The organism is Microcoleus sp. D3_18a_C4 (assembly GCF_036702415.1).
GTDB lineage: Bacteria > Cyanobacteriota > Cyanobacteriia > Cyanobacteriales > Microcoleaceae > Microcoleus.
Map to the genome: position 1 here is coordinate 19,788 of NZ_JAUBTI010000011.1, position 24,018 is coordinate 43,805.

A 24,018-nucleotide genomic window follows, 5' to 3' on the forward strand; every position below is an offset into this window, starting at 1 on the left:
TCTAGCTCGCGTGCGAGCTTCTAGCTCGCGTGCGAGCTTCTAGCTCGCGTGCGAGCTTCTAGCTCGCGTGCAGGCTTCTAGCTCGCGAGCGAGACGCTCGCACTCTTATGATAACTAATTAACCGGACATAATATTACCGCAATTTAACGCCCCAAATCGTGCATCGCATTAATTTCCGTTGCACATCTTTGAGTCAACGCTTGCAACTCCTCGCGATCCGACGAACCGGGCGCTTCAATTAGCTTGCCAATTCGCACCGTCAGCGGCACCGGACGCGGGATTCCCGAACCTTTCGACGAAATCGCGTGAGTTCCCCACAAACTAACAGGTAACAGCGGCGCTTTTGCCTTAGCAGCTATCAGCGCAGCACCTAATTTCGGTTCAGTAATTCTGCCGTCTGGGGTGCGAGTTCCCTGCAAAAATACACCCGTCGCCCAGCCATTTTCCAAAGAGTTGATAGCCGAGCGAATTGCACTGCGATCGGCACTTTCCCGCTTCACTGGATAAGCACCGTAAAGCGTAATTGCCTGCTTCAAAATAGGAACTTTAAATAACTCTTCCTTTGCCATAAATGCGACGGGCCGCCTCATGCAATTCGACAAAATCGGCGGGTCAAAATCGCTGGCGTGATTGCTGACTACCACCAGTGGCCCTTCTGTCGGAACATTTTCTGCACCGTAGATGCGGCCCCGAAAGTAAAGGTGCAGCATCGGGCTGACAATTGACCATTTGAATAAATAGTAGAGAAGTAAACTTTCGACTGGTTCGCGACTTTTGCTCACAGAAAAACCTTAAATTTTAAATTACATCGAATATTAGCCTATCAGTTCAGCAATCAAAAAAGAAGCACTACACGGATTTTGACACGGATACACGGATAGGCCCAGCGATCGGACTGTTTAGCTAATTGGCTAAGTTGAGTATCATCAGTGTATCCGTGTTTATGCGTGTCGTGTTGTTAGATGATTCGGCGGTTGAAACCGCTTTGCCAGCTTGTGTAGTGCCAGAATTTATTCTGGCGAATTCTTTACAAAGGCTCAATTTCCGGCCAGCATAGCTTTCTGTCCTTCCGAAGAAGTCGCGTAGCCCAAGAAATCCTTAACTGCTTGGCTAGGAGGATTTTTGTAGGCGTAGTACAACTGCCGGTGGTAAGGATAGTTACCAGCATCCGTCGTCGCACCGTTGACTGGAACAACTCGCACCGTTTTCTGATTGACTACTTGAGCGAAAGTCGCATAGCCAATGCCGTTGTTGCCTAAAGCTTGCAGCAGGGGAGTTGTAGCATCTCGATCGAGCGTGGTAATATTTGCCGTCCTACCAAACTCGCCACCTCCGAGCACTTGTTCTTTAAACGTTTGGTGAGTGCCGCTAACTTCGGGTCGATTTATCACTTTAATCGGGCCTGCCGGGCCGCCGACTTTCGACCAGTCTTGAGCATTTCCCTTGAAGATGGCTTGAACTTGAGCGGAGGTTAAACCTGCTTTGAAGGGGTTGTTAATGCCGACTACAAGGGCGATCGTATCTAGGGCAACGGGCACCGCTGCCAAACCCTGACCTTGTTCTTGAGCCGTCAAAGGTCGCGATACCGCTGCAATATCGGCTGTTCCCGCCACCAAATCCTGAATTCCTTTTTCAGAACCGTTCGCTTTGGTATCGACTGTCGTGCCGGAAAATTTGCCTTCAAAGCCGTTCTTGAGGTTCTGATTGATTGTCACCATGCTGGTGGAACCGTCAATTCTCACCGCCGTACCCGCAGGAACAGAAGCTGGAAGCGCAAAGGAAGTAGCTGCAACAGGCGAAGCGCGGCCAACTACTGGCGCGACGGGAAGTGGGACGCCATCGCCTGCGGGTGTGGGAGTGGGGGGATTGTTACTAACATCTTGCGATGCTGGTTTGTTGAGAAAAAAGAACCAACCGCCACCGGCTAGCAAGAGAAATAACAGGATAAAAACTATGGGGGGAGGCCCGCTCTTAGCCATAAAATTGTCCTTAGCTGGGAAGTTCTTTGTTGTTGGAGTCGTCTAACATTTGTAGCCTGCGATTAACTTCATCGTCTAAGGTCATATTGTCTAATTCTGCCTGAAGTCTTTCTTGGGGATTCTCAGATATTTCTGCTAAAGCTTGCTGTTGGAGGTTGCGGCCGTGGACGGCGTTTTTGGCTTGCTCAAATTGCGATCGAGCTGAATCGATACTGAGGTCGTTGTTGACTTTGGATATGGCTCCGAGAGCTTCGTTAATCTCTGCCATATCTTTCATATTTTGCATATCGGTTTTGTAGGCTTCCAGCTTCATCCGCTCTCGATTTAGCTTGTCTTTGGAAGCGTTGACGTACTGTTCGGCTTGTTTTACTTGGGCTTCTAACTGCGGCAGAATTTGTTCTGTCTGAATTACTTTCGACATTGCCAAGCGGGCTGCTTCTTCGTTGCCGTTGCGCTGGGCTGTGAGGGCTTGGCGCTCTACGGTTTGCATTTCTCTAACTTTTTCTTCATATTTCGTTTTGGCGCGCTGGTAGGCTGCAACTTGGGTGGAGACTGCTGCTGCTAGCTTTTGCACTGATTCTTGCATCGATCGCAGTGACTCTTCGGCTACCGCCACCGACACCTGGCCGCCGGATTCCACGGGCAGTCCCCACATCCAGTTCCAGGCACCTACGATGGTTCTGCCTGCCTTGTCGCCCATCAACCAGTAAAGGACTTTTTTCATATAAACATCCAGATAAGCTTGGTTTTTACGCCTAGTCTACATCAGGATTTGGCGATCGCCCCGTCAGGTCGATCGATTTCTCGATTTTTGATTAATATTTTCTAACTGTCTGGATCGTCTATCCCCAATTTGCACAACAGGCAATATTCGGATTGGCCTGTTGTGCGATTCGTTGTTGGGCAATCTTCGGGCCAATTAACTCTAAATTTTATAACCTGCCATTTAATAACAGGCTAAAAATAGATTAGGCGGGCAAATCTGCAAAACTGCTAACATTTACCAGCGCTAAATCGGGACAAGTCCGTTTGATCAAACCTGTGAGAACTTTGCCGGGGCCAATTTCCACTACCCGATCGATTCCCTGTTGCGGCAATTGCAGGGAAATTTCTCGCCAGCGCACGCCTTTGGTCATCTGCTGAGTCAAGCGCTGCTTTAAAGTAGCTGCGCTGGTAGTGGCTGACGGTTCTGCGTTCGAGAGCACCAGCATTTTAGCATCGGAAAACCTTGCAGACTTTAACGCTAGTTGAAACTCGGCCGCCACTGATGCCATCAGGGGAGAGTGAAACGCACCGGAAACATTCAATTTAACGGCGCGTTTGACTTTGATTTTGGCAAGCAAATCTTCTACTGCTGCGGGCGTTCCAGAAATCACGACTTGTGCTTCGCTGTTGTCGTTGGCCAGCACTACGTCTCGGCTGTATTGAATTTGCAATTCTAGTTCCTGCCTGTCGAACCCGATCAAAGCCACCATTTGCCCGCCGGAGGCAGTGTCCATGAGTTCGGCGCGGCGTTTGACTAAGCGCAATCCGGTTTCAAAGTCAAAGACGCCTGCTGCGTAGAGGGCAACGTATTCTCCTAAACTGTGACCGGCAACTACCGCTGGCCGATCGCTTTTTTCTCGCATTAAGTCGGCCAAAATACTTTCTACTACGAACAAGCAAGGCTGAGTGTAGAGAGTCCGAGATAGTTGTGCTTCTTCTTTTTGGCAAACTTCCGGGACAGACCAACCTAAAATTTCTTTAGCGAGCTCAAATTTGGCTTTGGCTGTTGGCAAGTTTAATAAGTCTGCACCCATCCCGATCGCCTGGGAACCTTGTCCGGGAAATACCCATGCTGTTTTAGTCATTTTTCCGGTAATCTGCTAATTGGTGGTTGCTAATTGGTGATTGCAAAAATTCTTTCTTTCCCGCTTCTAAGTTCGCTCGCTGGTATCCGCTATCTTTCCGTTAACGAACTATCTACTCGCGACTCACAATTCTAACATATAATTGCCTTTTTTACCAGGTTTATATTTTTTTTGCTACTTTAATTTGATTAATAGCCGTAGCACAATTTTCCACCTTCAAGCCGGGGAAAGTCGATCGAAGAATAGAGGATTTTCAATCTCAGGGCGGGCTTGTCAAGAACTCCTGTCCCGAGGCAGTACGGCTGCGCCTCTTGCCCTATGTATGGCTTGTTAAAGGATTTGTATTATGCAACGGTCGCACTCCCCACAATCATTAGCCAAAGTTTGAAGCCGCCAAACATTATACCAGTTCCCAAAAAGAATGAAACTGCTTTACCAGCTCCAAACCCATAGTTCCTCAGTAATTCCCAATCTAAAATCTAAAATCTAAAATCTAAAATGGTATTACCTTCCCCATTGAAAAATCGCCGCCCCCCAAGTCAAACCTGCACCGAAACCAGCAGCAGCAATAGTATCGCCCGCTTTAACTTTACCCAGACGCACGGCTTCGTCTAAGGCAAGGGGAATTGAAGCCGCTGAGGTATTGCCGTAATTCGCCAAATTGCTGATTACTTTTTCGGGGGGAATCTTTAGCCTTTGGGCAACTGCATCGAGAATCCGCTGATTGGCTTGGTGCAACAACAGCCAGTCAATTTCAGCAGCGCTGACATTTGCCCGAAACATAGCTTTTTCAATGACTTCCGGCACTTTTCTCACGGCAAAGCGATAGATTTCTTGACCGTTCATTGTGATGGGATGAAATCCGCCAACTCCGACGCTGACGCCCTCAATTAATTCTTTTGACTCGGCTTTGTAAGCCAAATTGAGAGACGAATTTTGTGTGCCGTCGCTGCGAATTTCAAATCCCAAAAAGGAATCGACTTCTGAAGCTTGCAATACCACCGCACCTGCACCGTCTCCAAAGAGAATGCAAGTACCCCGATCCGACCAATTCACCCAGCGAGATAAAATATCGGCTCCGATCAGCAAAACATTTTGATAAACCCCTGTCCGAATGAACTGCGAGGCTGTCACTAAACCAAAAATAAAGCCCGAACAAGCTGCTGTCAAATCAAAAGCCACAGCTTTTGTCGCGCCCAACTGATATTGAATTTTACTGGCCGTGCCAAACAAATCGTCAGGACTGGAAGTCGCCAAAATAATTAAATCGATATCTGTCGGCGAAATTTCTGCCATTGCGATCGCCTTTTGAGATGCCTCTGTGGCTAAATCGCACAAAGAAGTGCGATCGTCCGCCAGCCTGCGGGAGCGAATACCCGTCCGCGCGCCAATCCACTCGTCATTCGTTTCTACTATCTGACTCAAACCGTTATTATCCAGCGAAACCTGCGGTGTACAAGAACCGCTACCCGTGACGGCAATGCCGAACCCTGATTGCTGCAACATTCCTCTCCATTTACTCGCTGTTCCATCTAGAAATTAAAAATTAAAAACTACCAATTAAAATTATTTTTTAAACTGCTGAAATTACTCTTTTTTAAGCAAAACAGTTGGTTTAAGCTGACATTTTTAATTTTACATTTTTAATTTTTAATTCCTACTTACTGCCTCTAATTCACAGCTTCTTGTTCCAGAGCGCTTTGGTTGTTGGACGATCGAATTCGCTCCAGCACTTGGTTGTCAACAGCCTCCTTCGCCAAACGAATGGCATTGAAAATTGAAGCAGCTTGAGACGAACCGTGGCTGATAATGCAAACTCCAGCAACGCCCAACAGCAAACCGCCGCCGTGTTCAACGTGGTCTACCCGCTGCTTGAATCCTTGCAAGCTTTTTTGCAGCATAGGGTCGTTAATTTGATGTTGGAGTCCTTTGACCAACTCTTCCTTAAGCACCTGGACTACGACTTCGCCCACTGCTTCCGCAAACTTCAACAACACGTTGCCGACAAACCCGTCGCAGACAATCACGTCGAATTTCCCCGACAGCACGTCGCGGCCTTCGGCATTGCCCACAAAAGGAATGTTCGGGTTGTCCACCAATAACTGGTGAGTCCGCACGGCTGCGTCGTTGCCTTTAGAAGGTTCTTCGCCAATGTTGAGCAGGCCGATTTTAGGTTCGGCGACACCCAGCACGCACTGGCTGTAAATAGTTCCCATAAGAGCGAACTGCTCCAAAAATTTGGGGCGGCAGTCCACATTAGCGCCAACATCGAGAATGAGTACAGAGCTGCCCGGTATCATTGTCGGCAAAACCGCACCGATCGCAGGGCGATCGATTCCGGGGAGCCGGCCCAACCTGAGCAGGGCAGCAGCCATTGCCGCGCCGGAGTGACCGGCGGACACCACAGCATCAGCTTGCTGCTGCTTTACCAAGTTCATCGCTACGTTAATCGAAGCGTTGGGCTTGCGTTTGAGGGCACTCAAAGGTTCTTCGTGCATTTCGATCGCTCCTTCAGAAGGAACGATTTCTAGCTGACCTGTACAGACGCGGCCGATCGCGTCTTGTTGCCGGAGCGAGTCTTCTATTTGCTGTGGGTCGCCCACAAGCAAAATCTCTACGCCTAATTCTTCTTGTGCCTTAAGCGCTCCAGCTACAACTTCGGCGGGGGCATGATCCCCACCCATAGCGTCTATTGCAATTCTTGCGCGTGTCGATCCCATTGACCAATGTTTGAGAAACACTAAAAATTCTACCAGGAATTGAACCTCCCCACGTCTAAAGCCGGGGGATTCTTGCCCACCAATCAAGGCGACAACGGGACATTCAAGTATCCCTCTACTCACTCAAACAGCTTAAAGCTGAGATTGCGTATACTTTCTGAGGCCTTCGTATGTTTAAGTTTGAACGCTCCATACCCTGCCATTATTTGCCCTTTAACTATTCCAAATCTAGTTGGATCTGTCCGTTGCTGGGATTGCTCCATACTAGGGTACTTCAATGCGCTCTTATGTTATTCCTACTCACTTTTCGCTTGTGCTGATTATACACGGCGGTTGAAACCGCTACCGACTTATCCCCATGTCGGTAGCCCGGGGCTTGCGTCTCGTCTTTCGGTCAGGATCTTGCATCCACAAGTCTGAATAAAGAACTAAAATCCGCTCGCTAGGGCGATCGGACAATTCTTATTTCCGACTACTCTGATAGAACTTGTTTTGTCACTACTTTACTATTTTTGACGGCATCTTGAAAAAATCAATGAAATAGTTTACATGACCGCAAGCACTTTAGTCCGGAAACCCCGGATTCATCCGTGGAGCGAAAAAAAAGCTCCCCATCCTCATCACTTGCCCCCGGATTTATCAGTGGGAGCGCTTTCTTCAATTCTTTAATCTCAAATCTAAAATCTAATATCGATTGACTTTAGGAGTAAAAAATGCTGGATTTATTTAGCTCAGGGATGATGTCTCTGTGGCTGGACATGGCTGGAGTAGGCAGTGCCGCGCCTAATGCTGCGTCAGTGCTGGCTTGGCGGGGAGGGATACCCGGGTTAGTGGTGGCCGAAGATTTGGCTTTTGGGCGAATAAATGCGGCAAATCCCGACTTGCCAGCAGAAGCGACGGTGCGGGAATATTTAAAAGAGTTGAAAGACAAGAACTTGATTGAGGGCAATCAGGGAATTTGGGTGCAAGCGGGAATGATGCCGCTGGTAAGTCAGCAGGGCAAGACGCTGATGCCTGGGGCTTCGCTGACTAAGATTGCGACTTCTCTAGCGTCGCTGGAAACTTGGGGCGCGGATTATCAGTTTGAAACGCGGTTCCGGGGAACGGGGCCGATTAGGAATGGTGTATTGCAGGGGGATTTGGTGGTCAGCGGCGGGGGCGATCCGCTGTTTGTGTGGGAGGAGGCGATCGCCGTGGGCAATGCTCTCAATCAAATGGGTATCAATCGTGTGGCGGGGAATTTGGTGGTGACAGGCAATTTCCGCATGAATTATCAGTCCGATCCTTTGGTGGCGGGGGAGATACTGCGGCAAGCTCTTGAGGGTAGCAATTGGCCTGCGGACGTGGTGGCAATGTATTCTAAGATGGCTCCGGGAACTAGAAAGCCGCAAGTAACGGTTGCCGGCAGCGTCATTGCTGAGAAATTTGTGACTTCGGGGCGTTTGCTGCTGAAACGCCGATCGCTCCCTTTAGCCGAAATTCTCAAGCAGATGAACGTCCACAGCGATAATGAAATGGCTCAGATGCTGACCGACGATTTGGGCGGGGCAAAAATAGTGCAGCAGCAAGCGACTTGGGCTGCGGGGGTGCCGGAGGAGGAAGTTCAATTAGTTAACGGTTCGGGATTGGGAGTGGAAAATCGGATGTCTCCGAGGGCGGCTTGTGGGATGATGCAGGCGATCGGGCGCAACCTTCAGACTACTGGGCTGACAGTTGCTGACTTGTTTCCGGTGTCCGGCCGCGATAAAGGAACTTTGGAATACCGACACATTCCGCGATCGGCTGTGGTGAAAACTGGTACTTTGGACACGGTGATTGCTTTGGCTGGAGCCATACCCACGCGCGATCGGGGTTTAGTTTGGTTTGCAATTATTAATCGCGGCACCGATTGGGACTCTTTGAGAGCGCAGCAAGATATATTTTTGCAAAAATTGGTGCAGCAGTGGGGAACTGCATCGATTTTGCCAGTAGCAATTACACCGCACATTGACGGCGCCAGACCTGCCTTGGGGGCAGCAAATCGTAGCGATATTTTGGTCGGAGGTTAAGAAATAGGGGTTGAGTTGGGGTTCGGGGAAGGAGCACTGACAAAATAGCTTAGAATTGGAACAAGACTATTGTGCAAGAAGATGATCAAACTGCGATTGAAGAGATACGGGAAAAAACGCGAGACAAGCTACCGGATTGTAGCGATGAACAGTTCTACTCGCCGCGACGGCCGTCCCCTAGAAGAGCTCGGCTATTACAACCCCAGAAATAACGAAACCAGGCTGGATGTTCCAGCGATTGTCAAGCGCCTGCAAGAAGGCGCTCAGCCAACTGACACCGTGCGTGACATCCTGAGAAAAGCCCATGTATTTGAACAAGTCGGAGCCGGAGCTAACGTTGAATCCAGCACAGCAACAGTCAGCTAGTCCCAACTATGCTGGACTGGTTAAGTTTTTAATTGGGCCTTTTTTAGAGACCCCCGGCTCTTTGCGGGTTGATTGCGAACTGCACCCGCGCCAATCGCGGGTCTGGGTTAGGCTTGCTTTTGAAGATCCCGACAAAGGCCGGGTTTACGGTAGGGGCGGACGCAATATTCAGGCAATTAGAACTACGCTCGAAGCGGTGGCGCAGACGGCGGGTCAGTCCCTCTACTTAGATATATACGATGGTGAAGCGGGCGATCGCGGATCTGGCCCGCCCAGGGGCGATCGCGATCGCCCGGATCGCGACCGCCCAGATCGCGATCGGCCAGATCGTGGCTCGCGGGAGCCGCGAGGCGACTTCCGACCCCGGACGCCGCCTCCGTCGCCGAGTCCCTTGGCTAGCAGAACTCCGAGAGAACAACCTCGCCGTACTAACACACCTACGTTTAGAACGAGCAGAAATACTCCCGGTTATTAACTAACTGCAGAACCCAGAAAGAATTTTAGATTTTAGATTGCCTGTTGTAGAGTTTGTATTACAAGCCCCGTTTGGTTTGAAATTGCCGGTTTTGCGATCGGAAACAAATGTAAAATTTTAAATTTCAAATGTCAGCGGCATCAGGTTAATCTAAAATCTAAAATTTCAAATCTAAAATCTAAAATTGCCTGACTTAATAGAAGGGAGATTTGATTTGTGCCTCAAGCACCAAACTCATTTGGGAGCTAAATCTAAAAGACGCCTTAGATACTAGGTAAAACCTAGTAACGGGCGTCTTTTTGTTCGCAAATAGTGACTGGTTGAATGTTTAGGAATGAGAATTAAATAACTTCCACAAGTTTGTGGGATGGGCGTCCCGCCCGTCCAAAAAGGACGGGCGTCCCGCCCATCCCACAATAACAATTAAAATTGTAAGTTATTTAATTCGCGATCCTTAGTTGTTAACTTTTAATTGCTTATTTGGAGGAGATTATGTTGGCATGAATGAAAAACTAACAATAGAGTTACCGAGCACTCAAAGTGCAATGTCGCTGGCCGGTAATCAAGAAGAAAACCTGAAAATGATCTCTAAGCAAACCGGTGCTACCCTGGTAATGCGAGGGCAAGAACTGCTGATTTCTGGCACAAAAACTCAAGTAGAATTGTGTCATAAATTAGTGCGATCGCTCTCCGACTATTGGAAATCCGGCAAAAATATTACTGGAGTTGAAATCCAGACGGCGCGCCAAGCTTTGGATAGCAACCGCCAAGGCGATTTACAAGACTTGCAGCGAGACGTTCTCGCCAGAACCCGCCGCGGCGAAGAAATTAGAGCCAAAACCTTCAAGCAGCGGCAATACGTCCAAGCAGTACGCACGCACGACCTGACATTTTGCATTGGCCCCGCTGGTACTGGCAAAACATTTTTAGCAGCTATTTTCGCCGTGCAAGCGCTGTTGAGCAAGCAGTACGAACGGCTGATTTTAACCAGGCCAGCCGTGGAAGCTGGCGAAAAATTAGGGTTTTTGCCCGGAGATTTGCAGCAAAAAGTCGATCCGTATTTGCGCCCGCTTTACGACGCCCTGCAAGAAATGATCGACCCTGAAAAAATGGCCGATTTAATGGAAAGAGGCTTGATCGAAGTAGCTCCTTTAGCTTATATGCGGGGGCGCACTCTCAGCAATGCTTTCGTAATTTTGGACGAAGCTCAAAATACGACGCCGGCTCAGATGAAAATGGTGTTGACTCGTCTGGGCTTTCGATCGAGAATGGTAGTAACGGGGGATATCACTCAAACAGATTTGCCGCCAAACCAACAGTCGGGATTGTCAGTCGCCCAAAACATTCTACGCAACGTTGAGGGCATTGCTTTCTGCGAATTCTCTCAGGCGGATGTGGTGCGACATCCTCTAGTGCAGCGGATTGTCGCTGCTTACGAACTGCACGAAACATAGTCAGTAGTCATTAGTCAGTAGTCAGTAGTCAGTAGTCAGTAGTCATTGGTTGTTGTTTTTAATTACCAATAATCAATGCCCAATGCCCAATGCCCAATGCCCAATGCCCAATTCCAAATACCAAATACCAAATTCCCAATTCCCCAATTAAATTATGCCTAATCTGAAAGAATTCTTGGAAGCTTGCGAACAATTGGGAACGCTGCGTTTAATCGTGACTAGCAGCGCGGCGGTGCTGGAAGTGCGCGGTTCAATTCACAAGCTGTTTTATGCGGAGTTGCCGAAGGGTAAATATGCCAATATGCACGCCGAAATATTTGAGTTTCACCTAAATATGGACAAAATAAAACAGGTGAAATTTGAAACTGGCGAGGCGAAAAGAGGGAATTTCACTACTTATGCAATCCGTTTTCTCGACGAACAAAATGAGGCTGCTTTGAGTGCGTTTTTGCAGTGGGGAAAGCCGGGGGAATACGAACCAGGACAGGTGGAAAATTGGCACGAATTGAAGGAAAAATACGGGGAGGTTTGGGAACCTGCACCTGTTGAGGCGCTTTAAAAGATAGGTTTTTCCACCTGTGAATTGCATATTGGGGGCGGGTAGGATGCCCAACCCCTACTCCCCACAAGCAGAACATTTATTTTTGTGCAACAGGCATCTTGCGTGTTTATGAAAATGGTATAAAATATGATGTTTAACTGATTTGTTGTCTAATTTTTGAATTAATGAACCGCAGAGGGCGCCGAGAACGCAGAGAAGAGAGAAAGAAGAGAAAGAGAGACAGAAGGTTAGTTTTTTGAATGTAATTGGGTATGAAGGGAATTTGGGGTTTTTGTCTGGTTTTGCTGGTGTTGCTGTGGGGTGGCGGTGCGAGGGCGGGGGTTTTGGGCGATCGCATATCAAGTTTTCCCAATTGGGAAAGCAAGCCTCCTATCGCTGTAGCTAAGGGAGATTTGGTATATCCCGACTGGATGGCGGGGAATTGGAATGTTGCTAGCACTTTGGTAGATTTAGCCGCTCCTTTAGCGCCAAATATTGTCACGCCAGGGTTTGAAAGCAACCGCCAGTATTTGCAGCAGCCGGTATTATTTAAAGTGCGATTTCAACCTGAAAAAAATCTTGGGTTAATTTCTAATTATACATTTAAAAATGATCAAAAGATTGTAGCCGATCGCACTTTTAACGGTTTGAATATTGCCAAGGCTTATTTAGGCGATCGTGGCGTACTTTCGGTGAAAGTCGATCCGACCAATCCCAACCGCCAAATTACTGTTTTGAAAGGGGAACGCCAATTAATTTCGATTGTTACCAGTCGGGGGACTGAGACGCGGAATCCTCGCGAGTTTGTGTCTACAGAGATTTCTCAGCAGGTGTTTCGGGGGGAGTCTGATATTTATTTAAACGAGGTGGAAACAACAACGGCTTATCGAGTTGTTGGATGTGGCAAAAATGGCGATTCTGCGAGTAAAAGAATTCAGGCGGATCAGGTGACAGCGATTTATTTGTCGCCCCAAGACCCGGATTATTTTGCGGCTGGGGGGAATCCTGTGGCTTTGTACCGATATCGGTTGGAGTTGGTGGGGGCATCTTCCTTGTGACAGTGACGAGTGGTGGAATTGATACGCTGGAAATCTATCGTCGGGTGGGTGTGCAGGAGGTTTGGTTTTGGTAATATGGGGTAATTTCGGTTTATTGTTTGCGTCCAACGGGATATGAGTTGGTGAGTAAGAGTGAACTGTTGCCGGAGTTGGATTTGCGATCGATCGAGTTTTATTCGCGGATGGCGGATCAATATGATGGGGTGAATGCTTTTATGCGATCGATGTAGAAGTCCAGAAGAGCGATTAAAAAAATCCTGCTTTCCCCTCACATTTTGCCTTGGCGGGAGTTTGTTTCCCTGCAGTTTCGGTTCCCGGATTTCGGTAGTTTTGCAGCAGCAATTGGGGCAAAAAGTAGTCACGTAGTTCACGTAAACTCACCGGGACTCCAACATTTCCTCAACTGTAAAGCCAATATCAATTGCAATCCGCTGAAGCAATCGAGGTGATATATCACGCCCTTTATGAAAAGGAACTGTAGTTCCTCGCCCATCTTGGTGACGGAACTGCTTATGTGAGCCTTTTTGACGCACCTCTACAAAGTCAAGGTTCTCTAGTATGCGGACTATTTCCTGTGGTTTCAGAACTGGGATATTGCTCATGTTTATCGGATCACAATCTGTTGTGTACCTATAAACTCAGTCTGAATGACGAGAGTATCATCTTCTAGGAGCATCTCAATTACCTCACGCAGATTCTCGTGTAACTCATCCAAGGTTTCTCCCTGGGAATGCGCCCCAGGAAATCCAGGAATATAACCAACGTAAAGCTTGGTATCAGAATCTTTTTCGATTATAGCGGTAAATGTTTTCATAAGATTCGCTTTCTATTCGTTAAATGTAAGAAATGTAATCTCTTATAGATTATATAATATTTCACCTGCACTGAATGTATGCTTTGAATACGGGATTGAGGAAAAAGAGCGATCGCCCTCCTACTAACACTTTTTCCACTAAGCCGCGTCGGCCTAAAGATTGTATGGCTTGCCAAAATTCTGATTGGGATAATTCACTATCAGTAGTTTTTCGGGAAATATCTACAGTTTCCTTTTGAGTGGCTAACCAGTATAACGCCTTTTTTTCTGACTCTGATAAACGCTTTAGGTGAGATTCTAAGATGGGTTCTAAGTCACCTAAAAATAAATCATTTACATCGGATAAAAACAGGGAAACGCTACCATCAAATAACTCCAAAATAGTTGCAGCAATGATATTTAGCCAGGAAGGATGACCTTGATAAATGGCGATCAAGTCTGACCATTTTTCCTCATCGACTAATCCTTTTTGTTGGAAAATTTCTGCGGCTTCTTGTCCTAACCCTTTGAGGTGTAAGCTTCGCGTGGACAGGTTTTCGGCTTCTAAATTCGCTATTTCTTTGGGTTTTTCCCAACTGAGGAGGATTAAACAACTCTGATGAGAGGATGTGGCAAGTTGTTTAAAAAATTTGCCATAGTCTTCATAGCCTGCTAAATATTGACCTGCTAATTGACTGCTACTAAAAATATTCTGTACGTCATCAAGAATTACTAGACAGCGAGAAGATCGGAAATAATCGATGATTGTGGGTAATGAGGGTTGTTGCGATCGCCCAAAAAATTGCTTGAGTTCGGTTTGGACGGTTGAAAGTGTGGGTGTGTTGGTGAGGCTTAACCAAATAATATAATCAAATTCGGTTTGAATTTGTTCGATGAGTTTGAGGGCGATCGCACTTTTGCCAATTCCACTTAAGCCGTAGATGGTAATTAAGCGGGTGTGGGCTTGTAAAATCCATTGTTTGAGGGTGGAGAGTTCTGAGGTGCGATCGTAAAAGTAAGGGAATTCCGGTGCGTCTGTTAAATCGATGATTGGGGATTGACTGTTGTTTTGGGGAGAGTTAGGGGGAAAGGGCGATCGGGTTTTTGTATCTTCAATAGTTTGTACAAATTCATTACAAATATTAATATTTCCTTTTACACATCGAACAAAATTAGAAACTTGAGAAATAGTATATTTTTTTTCTAACTTAGAACGAAAATTAAATTTATTGAGGTCTTCTCCTAATTCCTCACCCAGTTTTTCCCATAACTTAGCCGCTTCTTTTTTTACGTGAGATTCGTTACAATTATAATCTTTAGCTATTTGAGGATATTTTTGCCTTTGCCAAACACCCGTTAGTATTGCTTCCTGTAGGGGTGTGAGATGTTCTCCAGTTTTGTCAACAATCAAATTATTCACCCATTGTACAACATCTTCAACATTCATACGTCAGCGTTGAGCGAGGTTTAGTGTACTATATTCTACCAAATCCTACTTTGTCAACTGAATTATACCAAATTTTACTAAATTAGTTCAGGATGGTTAGAAAAATTGGGTGCTAAATCCGACTGTTTTTAGTTGTCATATTTTATCTAAATATTGTAATCTAACAGAGAGAATCCACCACAATTGCTTTCTCGATACTTTAGGTAAATTAGTTTGAATAGTTAGGGGTTATGTATTATGGACTTTTTATTTGCCATACCAAGTTTTATTTTTCACTTGGTATCAACTTTCTTCTCTTGGATTTTCAGTGTCATTTTGGGAATTGGAGGTATTGCTTTATCACCGTTTAAGCTAGCGTGGGGGTTATTGATGGGGGTTGGTAAGGCACTAATTTCAATAGTATTATTACCAACTTTATTGTTTTCCCACCCAGGAGACATCTCAGCCACGCAACCTGTTGTCGGTACAAGTGCTACAGTTCCTAATACTTACAATCTTGAACAAATCTACGATGATATAAGTCGGCTAGAAGAAGAGGGCAGAAAACTGAAGCCTTTGAGCAATAATTATCAAAGAGAACAGTGCGTTATCCAAATGCAAGAATACCAAAATCAAGCCGCAGAGTTAGTAGAGAAAACAAAGGCTTTGCCAGATCAATTTAATACATTAAAGGCAGCCGCCGGATCTCTGAATTCGTGCCTTTCTTGTCGTACATCTTCTCTTGAACAACACTCCTGCAATGCGGTTAGCATGGGTCTTAGGGACTACCTCAATGATGAGTGAAGAGTAAGGAACAGCAATAAAAACAACTTAAGAGGGTATGTATAAATAAAAGCAATTGTAGAGTGCGTCAGGGAAAATAAATCTCCAATTGGAGAACAGGACTTGCCCTGATGCACTGTTATCCCAAGCTTTAGCTAGCGAGGCCCAGCTTCAATTGCAGAATTGGCTATGTTAACGAGCATTTCCTCTCGCCCATTCTTCATAGTTACTCGGTATAAAACGCCTTGATACTGCCATTCAACTAAGGCCGTGCAATAAGCACCGCAGACATTAGAAAAAACTCCTTGTGTTCGGCCTGCTAATTGAATGGTTTTGAATTCACTCCTAAATCCTCTGATCGGTGGTTGGGCTGGTTCTCCACCTCTTTTTGCTGAAATATCCCCGATATAGCAGGGCGTACCGCTGCAATTAGGTATGGAGCTCATTACAACGCTATAGCCCTGTGTTTCGACTCGGCTTTCCAAGTATATATCTCCTGAGAACGGAAGCTGACTGGGGAGAAAAATTGGGACTCTCGTCTTACCTTCCATGTGCGAAAGAATTTCACTAACTGGAAAAGAAATACTCGATCGCGAATTACCTCCTTCAGAATTAGCAGACTGAGGGCGAAACCCTTGCACAAAATTCGTCCACCGCTGAATTTTATTACCAGTAATATCTAAAATTGGAATAGAACGAGTCCTCGATATTGGCCGCCCAGCCTCCCCCTGAGAATATTCGATCGCAGTACGCTCTGGTTTCCCTAAACCATAAGTATTAGCAATCTCGCTAGCCAACGGACAGTTGATTCTAAATTGCCCCATGTCAATTTTACCATTTCCTGCGAAGTAATACCAAGTCCTACCGCCAGCGTTGGGTATCTCCTGACAGTCCAAATATGTCACCTCAAACATCTTCGCAATATGCACGTCATAGAGGCGCAATTGACCCCCATAAGCAGATTTTGTGGTATTGGTTTCTGACACCGTAAGGGTATAAGTTCCTTCCGCGTGTTGTAACCTCATGGGAACTTGTGTTTGAGCGATCGCCTCTGGTATCCTCTGAATGGGAGTTCCCAAAACCCAACTCAAAGTAATAATAGCAAAGCTGCTTAGGAATAGTTGTTTTACGCCTCTCATTTGTTCCTATAAAACTATTGGATAGTTGTATTATAGAGCCTTAGTTTAACCGAAGCAGGACTTACCTGCGTTGAGGCCAAGAAACCGGGTTTCTGCGATAATTTACGCATCGTCACCCAGATTTAGGAAGAAACCCGGTTTCTGACTACCCACGAGAAAACCCAAAATCCAAGAAACCGGGTTTTTGCGACAATCTCGGAATTCCCACGCCCGATTTTGCAAAAAAAACCGGTTTCTGACTCCACAAAATTATTTTTACATAGCAGTCAAAAAATTAGAGGTTTTCCCAATCACTAATATCAACTTTAGCCTGTCCCAAAATTTTAGCTAAAAAGTTGGCACTGATATCACCTTGATGAGGATTGGGGATGGTAATGCGAAGGTTATCTTTCAACATGAACTGATGCCTTTTTCCCGAATAGGGGCCGTCAAATCCCAGTTGTTTCAGGTAATAAATTAAGTCTCGACGTTTGATTGGTTTTAAAGGGGGCATCAGGCGACTTCTTTAGTAATTGTCAGGTCGATATTATCAAGAACTGGTAAAGGAAGTTTCAGGGTGAGACCAAGTAAAATCCAGTCTTCCAATACCTCTTGCAATTCTTCTCGACAAGCTTCGAGACTTACAGCATTTGCATAGACTCCCTCACAGATAGGAATTTCTCCGTAGAAAGTCCCATCATCAGGGAAAATTTCATACTTAGCTTGCTTCATGGCAGCTTGGATGTATTTAGTTAACATATTAAAGCAATCTCCTTTTGGGATTTTTAGCTGATGACGTTATGATAGAGTGCGATCGCACTTCTTCAACAATCTCGACCAACCTCATGGGATGAAAAGCCGACTTACACCCATATAAGTATTAATATCAATCACAATTTCAACCAGACTAATTGCACAACGCTGCCGATATTCAGAGTCATTCAACAAGCGATCGGCATCGCCAATAGTAATCACGGGGAGTGATGTTGAAGTAATTTCCTCGCGCATCACTTGTTCTAGAGAGTTATCGCCCTTCATACTCCGATTGGCCGTCAATAAAATCATCTGGTTTGATTGAGCCAACCGCCAAACTACCCGATCGTCACTATCGATCGGCAGGCTCATTTCATCAAAGGTGATAAATCGAATGAGAACCCAATCTAGCCAGCCACTACTCACAATGCTACCTGAGAGAAGTACGGCGTGTCCTCTCAAATTATGATCGACTAAAAAATTTATGGCTGAGACTTAAGTTTGGCTTTTGCTGCTTGAAGTTTGGCTCGAATAGCTTCTTCACCAGGTTTTGGTGGTTGGGCGGCAATTCGGGCAATCAGATCGCGATTTTTTTCTTCGTAGTACAGCCGCAGTTCCTCAGCTTCCTTAAGAACCATTTGATACTCAGCTTCCACATCAGCGCGATTTGCCTCAATATAAGTTAAAGCCACGTTAATTTGTTCCTCTGTAAGCTCAAACAATCCCCTGATAAACTTAGGCGGATATTGAGCCGTCACATAGTCCATGATGTCGTAGATAGTGATGCGCGTACCTGCGATCGACAGTCCTCTTTCTGTACGGATGATAGCTGTTTGTTCGTTGGATATGGTTGTCATGCTTATAGCCTCCTAGAAGTTATTTCTATATTACTAGCTGATTACGTGGAATTTTGAGATGAATTAACTCTATTATACTTGGCGATCGCTCTCTGAGGACGATCGCGGGAATTACGCGATCGCTCCTTCCACAAATAAACGTATTAACCAATTAGTGAATTTTACTGCGACATCTGTGTGAGGACGCAAAGCTTGACTTGTAATTGCCTTTCCCAAAGGATAACCAGGTTCATCATGCCAAGCAAGATATGTATGAATCACTGCTTTACTACGATGCACTTCTTTGAATGTGGTTACTTTACTATCCTGTGCCTGTTCAACACATTCTCGTGCAAATGTCAAAGATGCTGGTTCTGCAAGTTCAGCACAAAAGTCTTCTAACATTCCAGAATCTTGATTATTAGGCATCAGCCAAAACCCCAGTTTAGGTTCATCTGAAGAAGGCTCGACTACCGTTCCATCAGCATCAGGTTTGTTCGGTAACGTATAGTTGTAATGTTGTAACTTGCCTTTTATACTTTGCCATCTGCCTTCAAGAGAAGGCTTGTCAGCATCAAGCATAACTCCTATTACTTGAGGAGGATTAGGACGTATAATCAGCGCATTTAGTCGCTTCAAAACCCCGATATCTGAACCGCATTGATAGATACCGAAAGTCTTAGGAACATTATGAGCTTTGCATAAAGCCATCACCACATGGCAATCATTATCTCCTTCAACAAGTAAAACTCTATCTGTATCTTGCTTGCAAACACTATCCTTCTCAGACACCTCGCTTGTATTACTCATCGTACTTCAACATCCATGTCAATAGAATCACTCAGGGTCTCAGATGTATATTCTGTTGCTTTTATCGATTCATTTTTGGCATCCAATCTGAAGAAAGCACCAAGGGTAGGATAGTTATTCCAGGCTTGGTAGAAACCCTTGATACAATCGCGGCTGTGAGTTGTTGCAAAAATTTGAACATTAAGTCTCTCCGATATCTGAAAAACAATATCCCAAAATTTAGGTTGGATACTCCAGTGCAATCCATTTTCAAATTCATCAATTAATAGAAGTCCGTTTCGAGCATTGACAAGTGCAACAATTATATGAAACAAACGAGTCATACCATCTCCCATGCTCTTGAGAGGTAATGGTTCGTCTATGCCTTTAATTTTTACTAAAGGAACACGGTTGTCACTTGTACGACTTCTATTAACGTCCTCTACAAAAGCTACTCCAGTAACTCGATGGTCAATGATACGAAGCGCAGAAATAACCTCCGACTCTAAATCGGTCAAGCTAGTTAAATCCCAAAGAGCAGCTAATTTTCGATTTGGCATATTTTCTGTCGAAACAATCTGCCATGTGTATTTAAATTCTGATTCCTGCCTTTCATAAATAAGTCTAGAGCTACTAAGTCGGATGTTTCGCATATCGACACTATCTAACCTAAAAAGTCTTCGAGTTTTTTCGCCTTCTTCTGCTACAATAAAAACTTCAATACTAGATATATATTCGTCAAACTCTACATGAGAAAACTGTACATCAGAAAGACGAGTTTTTCTGATATTCCCTTCATCATCATTTTTATTTTGATATGCAGCAGTACCAATATTAAGCTTTATATTTGATGACACTTCCCCAAGAGAAATGCCATCTTCTCCGATTTGGGGCAATTTATGCCCAAAGAAGAGATGTCGCACAGAATTTCCAATAAAATTTTGGGAATGTGGTTGGGCTTCACTAAACCAATTCTCTTGCCTAGATTGTACAAGCTCAAGCATGACTGTAGCAGAAGCATTGCTGGCATAGAGTTCTACAGCTTCAAGAAATGTACTCTTCCCTGAATTATTCTTGCCAACAATCAGGTTGACACGACCCAGCTTTTTAACTTCAAGGTGTTGAAATAGCCTAAAGTTGTGTATCTGAAATGACTCCAGCATACAATATTCCTATAAGTTTTTATAACAAGCTTATATCATATTTGCTTAAAAAGCCAGTTTTTGAAATAACTCGGCAATTGGAAGAGTAAAGCCGGGGACGATTTCTTCCCCATCGAGGGAGTTAACGGACTTGAGCAGGCGATCGGGCTCTTGGGACGATCGATAAACTAACACATACTGTTCTTTAGGATGAATCACCCAGACTAAACGCGCCCCATTCTCGAAATATTCTACGAGTTTGTCGTGAATTTCTGCCACTGTATTGCTAGGAGAAAGGATTTCTACGGCAAGATCCGGCGCACCTTCTAGGAAGCCATCGGGGAGATCATCTAGCCCTTGCAGGCGTTCTTTTGCCATGAAGGAAACATCGGGCGATCGCTTGTTTCCTGATTTCATCTTAAAAGCAGTGCTGGAATCGAAAATTGCGCCTAATTTTCGCGTTGATACGCAGTTAAACAAGGCTGCACTCAAAATAACGGCAACATAACCGTGTTTTGCACCCGAATTTCCCATGTCAATTAGTTCTCCATTCACAATTTCATAGCGGTGTCCATCTCGGTTGAGTGCCATGAATTCGGCATCAGTCCAGATTTTTTTATCTGCTGGTGTTTCAACTTGGTTTTCAGTTAGGTTTGACCTTTGGTTTTGAATTAGAGTAGCCATAGCTTTCTCCTAAACTTATATTTCTCGTTAAATAGAATCCATTTCAGCCTCTTAAAAATCGCCCTTAAAAACTAATGCGGCGGTAGACTTCAGACATCGGAAGTTCTATATTTAAACTGTGCAGGACGATCGCCCGATCGAGCCGATCGCAAACTTGCCATTGCCAGCGATCGCTACTTGGGCGATCGCCATTATAATATTGCTCAATGTAGGGTTCAGCTTGACTAACCAGCAAATATTCACAAAAACTAGCAAGAGAACGATATTTTCTGAACTTTTCACCTCGATCGTAGCCTTCAGTAGAGGGGGAAAGAACCTCGACAATCAGTAACGGATTGAGAATTTCATCGGTGCGATCGCCATTGAATTCCGGTTCACCATCAATTACCAGAACATCGGGATAAGTTCCGTGATTGAAGCTAGGAATCCAAATTCGTAGATCGCCGTTATAGATTTGAAAATTTGTGTCTCGCACAGCCACGTTAAGAAAAGTCGTAATGTCTACGGTAATACGGCTGTGAGCGGGGGAACCTCCTGACATAGCGATAATCTCTCCGTTACAGTATTCGTGACGTTCTTCGGCTGTTTCCTCGATCGCCCGGTATTCATCTGGAGTAAAGCGAGTCTTTGTCGCATCTGGAAGATTTGGCGGGTTGGTTTGAGTTATAACCACGATCGCACCTCCTAAATAATTAGACCTTAAATAATTATGGCTGACAGCTAGATAATTGTCTCAACCCAGAGGCGATCGCTTTTTGGGCAAATAAATAAATAAATAATATGGGCGATCGCACAATCTCCTGACATCGCCTTCTCAAAGTTGAGATCCTTCGTGGCTCCGCTGCACCGCAGGATTTGACTGTTGGCGCTGTGCAATTTTGATTAACATCCTCAATGCGTCATTCACTGCTGCATCATTAGGAAAAGCTTGGGCAATATCGGGGTCTAAAAGCACCAAGTTTGTCCCTGCACGATATTGCTCAACATACTTGCCTTTAACACCTCCTTTCATCTGAGCAAAGTCATACTCAGCAAGTAATTCGTCTTCCATTTCGTTCTCAATATCCTTCTTCATAAAACCTCTGCTCCTGGCGGGTAGCTTTTCTGGCACTGATGATTCTTACTTTTTCTCCTCGATCGGTGTATGCAACAATTAAAAGTTGTCCCTACCTGGATATACCAATGATAACGTACCTGCTTTCTCCGATGGAATGCTGAGGATCGGGAAAAGTTACAGATAGCGGGTCATTAAATATGGTTGTGGCTTCTTGAAAGGAAACACCATGCTTCTCAACATTTAGTGTCGCTTTGTCTGGATTCCATTCAAATTCCATAAATAACTCTCCATGCCTTTTTCCGATTCTGCTTCACAACCGCTAAATTCTCGCTTTCCTTTTATTTTTAACACTCAATTGCTTAGTAAGCGATGTATAATAATGCAAAGCAAAAAGCAGATTAATTCCAAAAAACACCAAAGTTAAAACAAAGGTAAAAAACGACATAAACGACAGCCGGGAAGTCATCGTAAACATCGCCAAAATGATTGAGCAAAGCCCAAAACCGGAAGCAAAAGAACTTAAAAGTAGCAACCGCACCTTAGACATAGTTTAATTTAAAGATTATCAGTAAAATACACTCTTGGCATCTACAGAGGAGTGCCAAATGATACTTATTACTATATAGCGGAATTGCTCAGTTCCGCCAAGGGCAAAACGACTGCTTTCCTAAAAAGGTTTGAATTATTATACAGAAAAATACAGCCCGCGCTCTTGTAAACTCCTGTTGCTCGACTTAATATCAATCACAGGAATTCCCCAGCCTCTGCGAGCATTCCACCTTTCGCCGTACAGTCACCGCAGCCGCAATCCCGCTGACAGCAAAGTATTCGCTTCCAAAACCGCGCTTTCCCTGGGATTCCAAACATTGCCAAAATCCACCAACGCCGTCACCTGCAAAACTCCTTGGTTGTCGCGGGTTCGCTTGCATCGGATACCGCAACTCGGCTGAATCAAAAATCCCGCTATCGGTCAGCAAAGCATCCTGATGGTAGGCCCGCAATGTGTCTGAGCCCCCTATACCCAATGGTTCGATCGCCAAAAGCTCTGCCCCAGCCAATTTCACATCCGATCGCACCTGCAGCAGCGTCTCAGGAGCCAACAACCGCACGTACTGCAATTGACCCCGCCAAATCAAAAAGCGACTGTCAGGGCTGCTGCTGCTCACCGTAGCGCCAAATGCTGCCACTCCCTGACAGAACTGCCCTCGCGCCGCCAAGACATCTCTCTCCCCTCTGAGTAAAATCCTGAAACAGCCTCAGCACCGCAACCGGATTTCTACCCCGATTATCTGCTTCCGGCGACAGCGGAAAATCCTTTCCCAGCAAAGATGTATCGCTTTCTCGACTGCTGGTACCAATACCGATCGCGATTTCTCTTCTCGGATTTTGCACGATCGGCTCGCGGTAAGTCAACTGCCAACTACTTCAAATCGATCGACTTTTATCGTACCCGGAATCTTAGGAATTCTGCAGGCTGTGCCGGCGCAGGAATAGCAGGCGGCAAAAGCTGTTCGCCTGAAAGCAAGGGCGCTGGCGGCGCGGGTTACGGGAGACGAGGCGGATTTGGCCGCCGCGGGTTGGGAATCGGAAATTCGTGTCTGTTTTCTCCTCGGTTCGGCAATGGAGGGAGAGTTTCTGGGGTCTCACTTTGGGTCATTTGATCGAACTCCGGGATGCTATTTTCTTGCTCTGTAGTGTCTCTATCTAATTCTGAACCCGAGTATAAATCACGAAGCCGATCGCGATCGTCTGCTGTTTCTTGATCTAGTTTGAATTGAGACGGTAAATTATCATGCACAATTGGCGCTTGCACCCCTGAGTCGGTAGCAACCATCGACTCGCCAACACTTAGAGCTGATAGCAGTGCGGGGCAAATAGCGGCCATTGAAAAACCAAGCGCTAATGCCTTGAAAAACTTGATTTTACAAAAGCCTCTAGAAGATTGCACGGGCATGACAGATTAGCCATATTTGATAGTTATTTACACTTACGAGCGGGCGAGGCCGGCGCAATTGCAAGGAATAAAATTACTCTATCACTTTTTAAACAATTAATTCCTTAACTCAATATAAAGACAGTTGACAGCAACTCTAGTGTGTGTAGTTAACAATTACTAAAAACACTCCGACCGAAAGCATCCAGGAT

At 45.4% G+C, this 24,018-nt stretch carries 29 protein-coding genes and 1 pseudogene; 7 read left to right on the plus strand and 23 right to left on the minus strand.

Features of this window, described 5'->3' with window-relative positions; genetic code table 11:
* Positions 1-144: 144 nt before the first annotated feature.
* The 6 genes from QUB16_RS08125 to plsX form a co-directional block, all read right to left on the minus strand.
* Complete coding sequence (locus QUB16_RS08125; RefSeq protein WP_333315385.1) at positions 145-783, minus strand: lysophospholipid acyltransferase family protein; 639 nt, start codon at positions 781-783, stop codon at positions 145-147.
* A 255-nt stretch (positions 784-1,038) separates the two neighbouring features.
* A complete protein-coding gene (locus tag QUB16_RS08130; RefSeq protein WP_333315386.1) occupies positions 1,039-1,980 on the minus strand; it encodes a phosphate ABC transporter substrate-binding protein in 942 nt (313 codons plus the stop codon).
* A gap of 10 nt (positions 1,981-1,990) precedes the next feature.
* On the minus strand, positions 1,991-2,704 hold the full coding sequence (locus QUB16_RS08135) for a PspA/IM30 family protein (RefSeq protein WP_333315388.1): 714 nt from the start codon (positions 2,702-2,704) through the stop codon (positions 1,991-1,993).
* Positions 2,705-2,948: 244 nt separating this feature from the next.
* Positions 2,949-3,830: an ACP S-malonyltransferase gene (fabD, locus tag QUB16_RS08140; RefSeq protein ID WP_333315390.1), complete on the minus strand. Its 882-nt coding sequence runs from the start codon at positions 3,828-3,830 to the stop codon at positions 2,949-2,951.
* 504 nt (positions 3,831-4,334) lie between these two features.
* The gene (locus QUB16_RS08145; protein ID WP_333315392.1) at positions 4,335-5,336 is read right to left on the minus strand and encodes a beta-ketoacyl-ACP synthase III; all 1,002 of its coding nucleotides are present in this window, start codon (positions 5,334-5,336) and stop codon (positions 4,335-4,337) included.
* A 164-nt stretch (positions 5,337-5,500) separates the two neighbouring features.
* Positions 5,501-6,550, minus strand: coding sequence for a phosphate acyltransferase PlsX (plsX, locus tag QUB16_RS08150; protein ID WP_333108170.1), 1,050 nt, complete (start codon positions 6,548-6,550; stop codon positions 5,501-5,503).
* Positions 6,551-7,263: 713 nt separating this feature from the next.
* Here plsX and QUB16_RS08155 point away from each other — a divergent pair.
* The 6 genes from QUB16_RS08155 to QUB16_RS08180 all read left to right on the plus strand — a co-directional run bounded on the left by QUB16_RS08155 (position 7,264) and on the right by QUB16_RS08180 (position 12,492).
* A complete protein-coding gene (locus tag QUB16_RS08155; protein WP_333315394.1) occupies positions 7,264-8,598 on the plus strand; it encodes a D-alanyl-D-alanine carboxypeptidase in 1,335 nt (444 codons plus the stop codon).
* An 81-nt stretch (positions 8,599-8,679) separates the two neighbouring features.
* Complete coding sequence (gene rpsP / locus QUB16_RS08160; RefSeq protein ID WP_006633724.1) at positions 8,680-8,964, plus strand: 30S ribosomal protein S16; 285 nt, start codon at positions 8,680-8,682, stop codon at positions 8,962-8,964.
* Positions 8,936-9,439, plus strand: a complete 504-nt coding sequence (locus QUB16_RS08165; RefSeq protein WP_333057401.1) for a KH domain-containing protein — start codon at positions 8,936-8,938, stop codon at positions 9,437-9,439. The genes rpsP and QUB16_RS08165 overlap by 29 nt, the downstream gene beginning before the upstream one ends.
* A gap of 500 nt (positions 9,440-9,939) precedes the next feature.
* The gene (locus QUB16_RS08170) at positions 9,940-10,893 is read left to right on the plus strand and encodes a PhoH family protein (RefSeq protein WP_333315396.1); all 954 of its coding nucleotides are present in this window, start codon (positions 9,940-9,942) and stop codon (positions 10,891-10,893) included.
* Positions 10,894-11,047: 154 nt separating this feature from the next.
* Positions 11,048-11,452, plus strand: coding sequence for a ChuX/HutX family heme-like substrate-binding protein (locus QUB16_RS08175; RefSeq protein WP_333057403.1), 405 nt, complete (start codon positions 11,048-11,050; stop codon positions 11,450-11,452).
* Between the two features lie 254 nt (positions 11,453-11,706).
* Positions 11,707-12,492, plus strand: a complete 786-nt coding sequence (locus tag QUB16_RS08180) for a DUF6816 family protein (RefSeq protein WP_333315398.1) — start codon at positions 11,707-11,709, stop codon at positions 12,490-12,492.
* Positions 12,493-12,869: 377 nt separating this feature from the next.
* On the opposite strand, the gene QUB16_RS08185 is transcribed toward QUB16_RS08180, so the two are convergent.
* From QUB16_RS08185 to QUB16_RS08195, 3 genes are all read right to left on the minus strand, one after another.
* Positions 12,870-13,094 (minus strand): type II toxin-antitoxin system HicA family toxin, encoded by a 225-nt coding sequence (locus tag QUB16_RS08185; protein ID WP_333315400.1) that lies wholly within the window; start codon positions 13,092-13,094, stop codon positions 12,870-12,872.
* A gap of 2 nt (positions 13,095-13,096) precedes the next feature.
* Positions 13,097-13,306 carry a type II toxin-antitoxin system HicB family antitoxin gene (locus tag QUB16_RS08190; RefSeq protein ID WP_293133322.1) on the minus strand — a complete coding sequence of 70 codons (210 nt, stop codon included), beginning with the start codon at positions 13,304-13,306 and terminating at the stop codon, positions 13,097-13,099.
* Positions 13,307-13,367: 61 nt separating this feature from the next.
* Positions 13,368-14,732 carry an ATP-binding protein gene (locus QUB16_RS08195; RefSeq protein ID WP_333315401.1) on the minus strand — a complete coding sequence of 455 codons (1,365 nt, stop codon included), beginning with the start codon at positions 14,730-14,732 and terminating at the stop codon, positions 13,368-13,370.
* A gap of 237 nt (positions 14,733-14,969) precedes the next feature.
* On the opposite strand from QUB16_RS08195, the gene QUB16_RS08200 reads away from it, so the two are divergent.
* Positions 14,970-15,515, plus strand: coding sequence for a hypothetical protein (locus QUB16_RS08200; protein ID WP_333315403.1), 546 nt, complete (start codon positions 14,970-14,972; stop codon positions 15,513-15,515).
* A gap of 134 nt (positions 15,516-15,649) precedes the next feature.
* Here the strand turns inward: QUB16_RS08200 and QUB16_RS08205 are convergent, their stop codons facing one another.
* From QUB16_RS08205 to QUB16_RS08270, 14 genes and pseudogenes are all read right to left on the minus strand, one after another.
* Positions 15,650-16,633: a hypothetical protein gene (locus QUB16_RS08205; protein ID WP_333315405.1), complete on the minus strand. Its 984-nt coding sequence runs from the start codon at positions 16,631-16,633 to the stop codon at positions 15,650-15,652.
* Positions 16,634-16,907: 274 nt separating this feature from the next.
* Positions 16,908-17,126, minus strand: a complete 219-nt coding sequence (locus QUB16_RS08210; RefSeq protein WP_333139277.1) for a type II toxin-antitoxin system HicA family toxin — start codon at positions 17,124-17,126, stop codon at positions 16,908-16,910.
* Entirely contained in the window at positions 17,126-17,371 is a 246-nt protein-coding gene (locus tag QUB16_RS08215; RefSeq protein WP_333139279.1) for a type II toxin-antitoxin system HicB family antitoxin, read from the minus strand. The genes QUB16_RS08210 and QUB16_RS08215 overlap by 1 nt, the downstream gene beginning before the upstream one ends.
* A gap of 84 nt (positions 17,372-17,455) precedes the next feature.
* Positions 17,456-17,791: an ACP S-malonyltransferase gene (locus tag QUB16_RS08220; protein WP_445251106.1), complete on the minus strand. Its 336-nt coding sequence runs from the start codon at positions 17,789-17,791 to the stop codon at positions 17,456-17,458.
* A 56-nt stretch (positions 17,792-17,847) separates the two neighbouring features.
* Positions 17,848-18,222: a DUF433 domain-containing protein gene (locus QUB16_RS08225; protein WP_333315408.1), complete on the minus strand. Its 375-nt coding sequence runs from the start codon at positions 18,220-18,222 to the stop codon at positions 17,848-17,850.
* Positions 18,223-18,333: 111 nt separating this feature from the next.
* The gene (locus QUB16_RS08230) at positions 18,334-19,011 is read right to left on the minus strand and encodes a DUF3226 domain-containing protein (RefSeq protein ID WP_333315409.1); all 678 of its coding nucleotides are present in this window, start codon (positions 19,009-19,011) and stop codon (positions 18,334-18,336) included.
* Complete coding sequence (locus QUB16_RS08235) at positions 19,008-20,153, minus strand: AAA family ATPase (RefSeq protein ID WP_333315411.1); 1,146 nt, start codon at positions 20,151-20,153, stop codon at positions 19,008-19,010. Before QUB16_RS08235 ends, QUB16_RS08230 begins: the two co-directional genes overlap by 4 nt.
* Before the next feature lie 45 nt (positions 20,154-20,198).
* Positions 20,199-20,816, minus strand: coding sequence for a Uma2 family endonuclease (locus QUB16_RS08240; protein ID WP_333315412.1), 618 nt, complete (start codon positions 20,814-20,816; stop codon positions 20,199-20,201).
* A 64-nt stretch (positions 20,817-20,880) separates the two neighbouring features.
* A complete protein-coding gene (locus tag QUB16_RS08245) occupies positions 20,881-21,489 on the minus strand; it encodes a Uma2 family endonuclease (RefSeq protein WP_333315414.1) in 609 nt (202 codons plus the stop codon).
* A 141-nt stretch (positions 21,490-21,630) separates the two neighbouring features.
* Positions 21,631-21,891: a hypothetical protein gene (locus tag QUB16_RS08250; RefSeq protein ID WP_333139289.1), complete on the minus strand. Its 261-nt coding sequence runs from the start codon at positions 21,889-21,891 to the stop codon at positions 21,631-21,633.
* A pseudogene (locus QUB16_RS08255) lies at positions 21,875-22,150 on the minus strand (BrnT family toxin). Before QUB16_RS08255 ends, QUB16_RS08250 begins: the two are co-directional and overlap by 17 nt.
* A 463-nt stretch (positions 22,151-22,613) precedes the next feature.
* Entirely contained in the window at positions 22,614-23,060 is a 447-nt protein-coding gene (locus QUB16_RS08260) for a ShlB/FhaC/HecB family hemolysin secretion/activation protein (RefSeq protein ID WP_333315416.1), read from the minus strand.
* Positions 23,020-23,286, minus strand: a complete 267-nt coding sequence (locus QUB16_RS08265) for a hypothetical protein (protein WP_333315418.1) — start codon at positions 23,284-23,286, stop codon at positions 23,020-23,022. The genes QUB16_RS08260 and QUB16_RS08265 overlap by 41 nt, the downstream gene beginning before the upstream one ends.
* Before the next feature lie 130 nt (positions 23,287-23,416).
* On the minus strand, positions 23,417-23,758 hold the full coding sequence (locus tag QUB16_RS08270) for a hypothetical protein (RefSeq protein ID WP_333315420.1): 342 nt from the start codon (positions 23,756-23,758) through the stop codon (positions 23,417-23,419).
* Between the last annotated feature and the right edge of the window lie 260 nt (positions 23,759-24,018).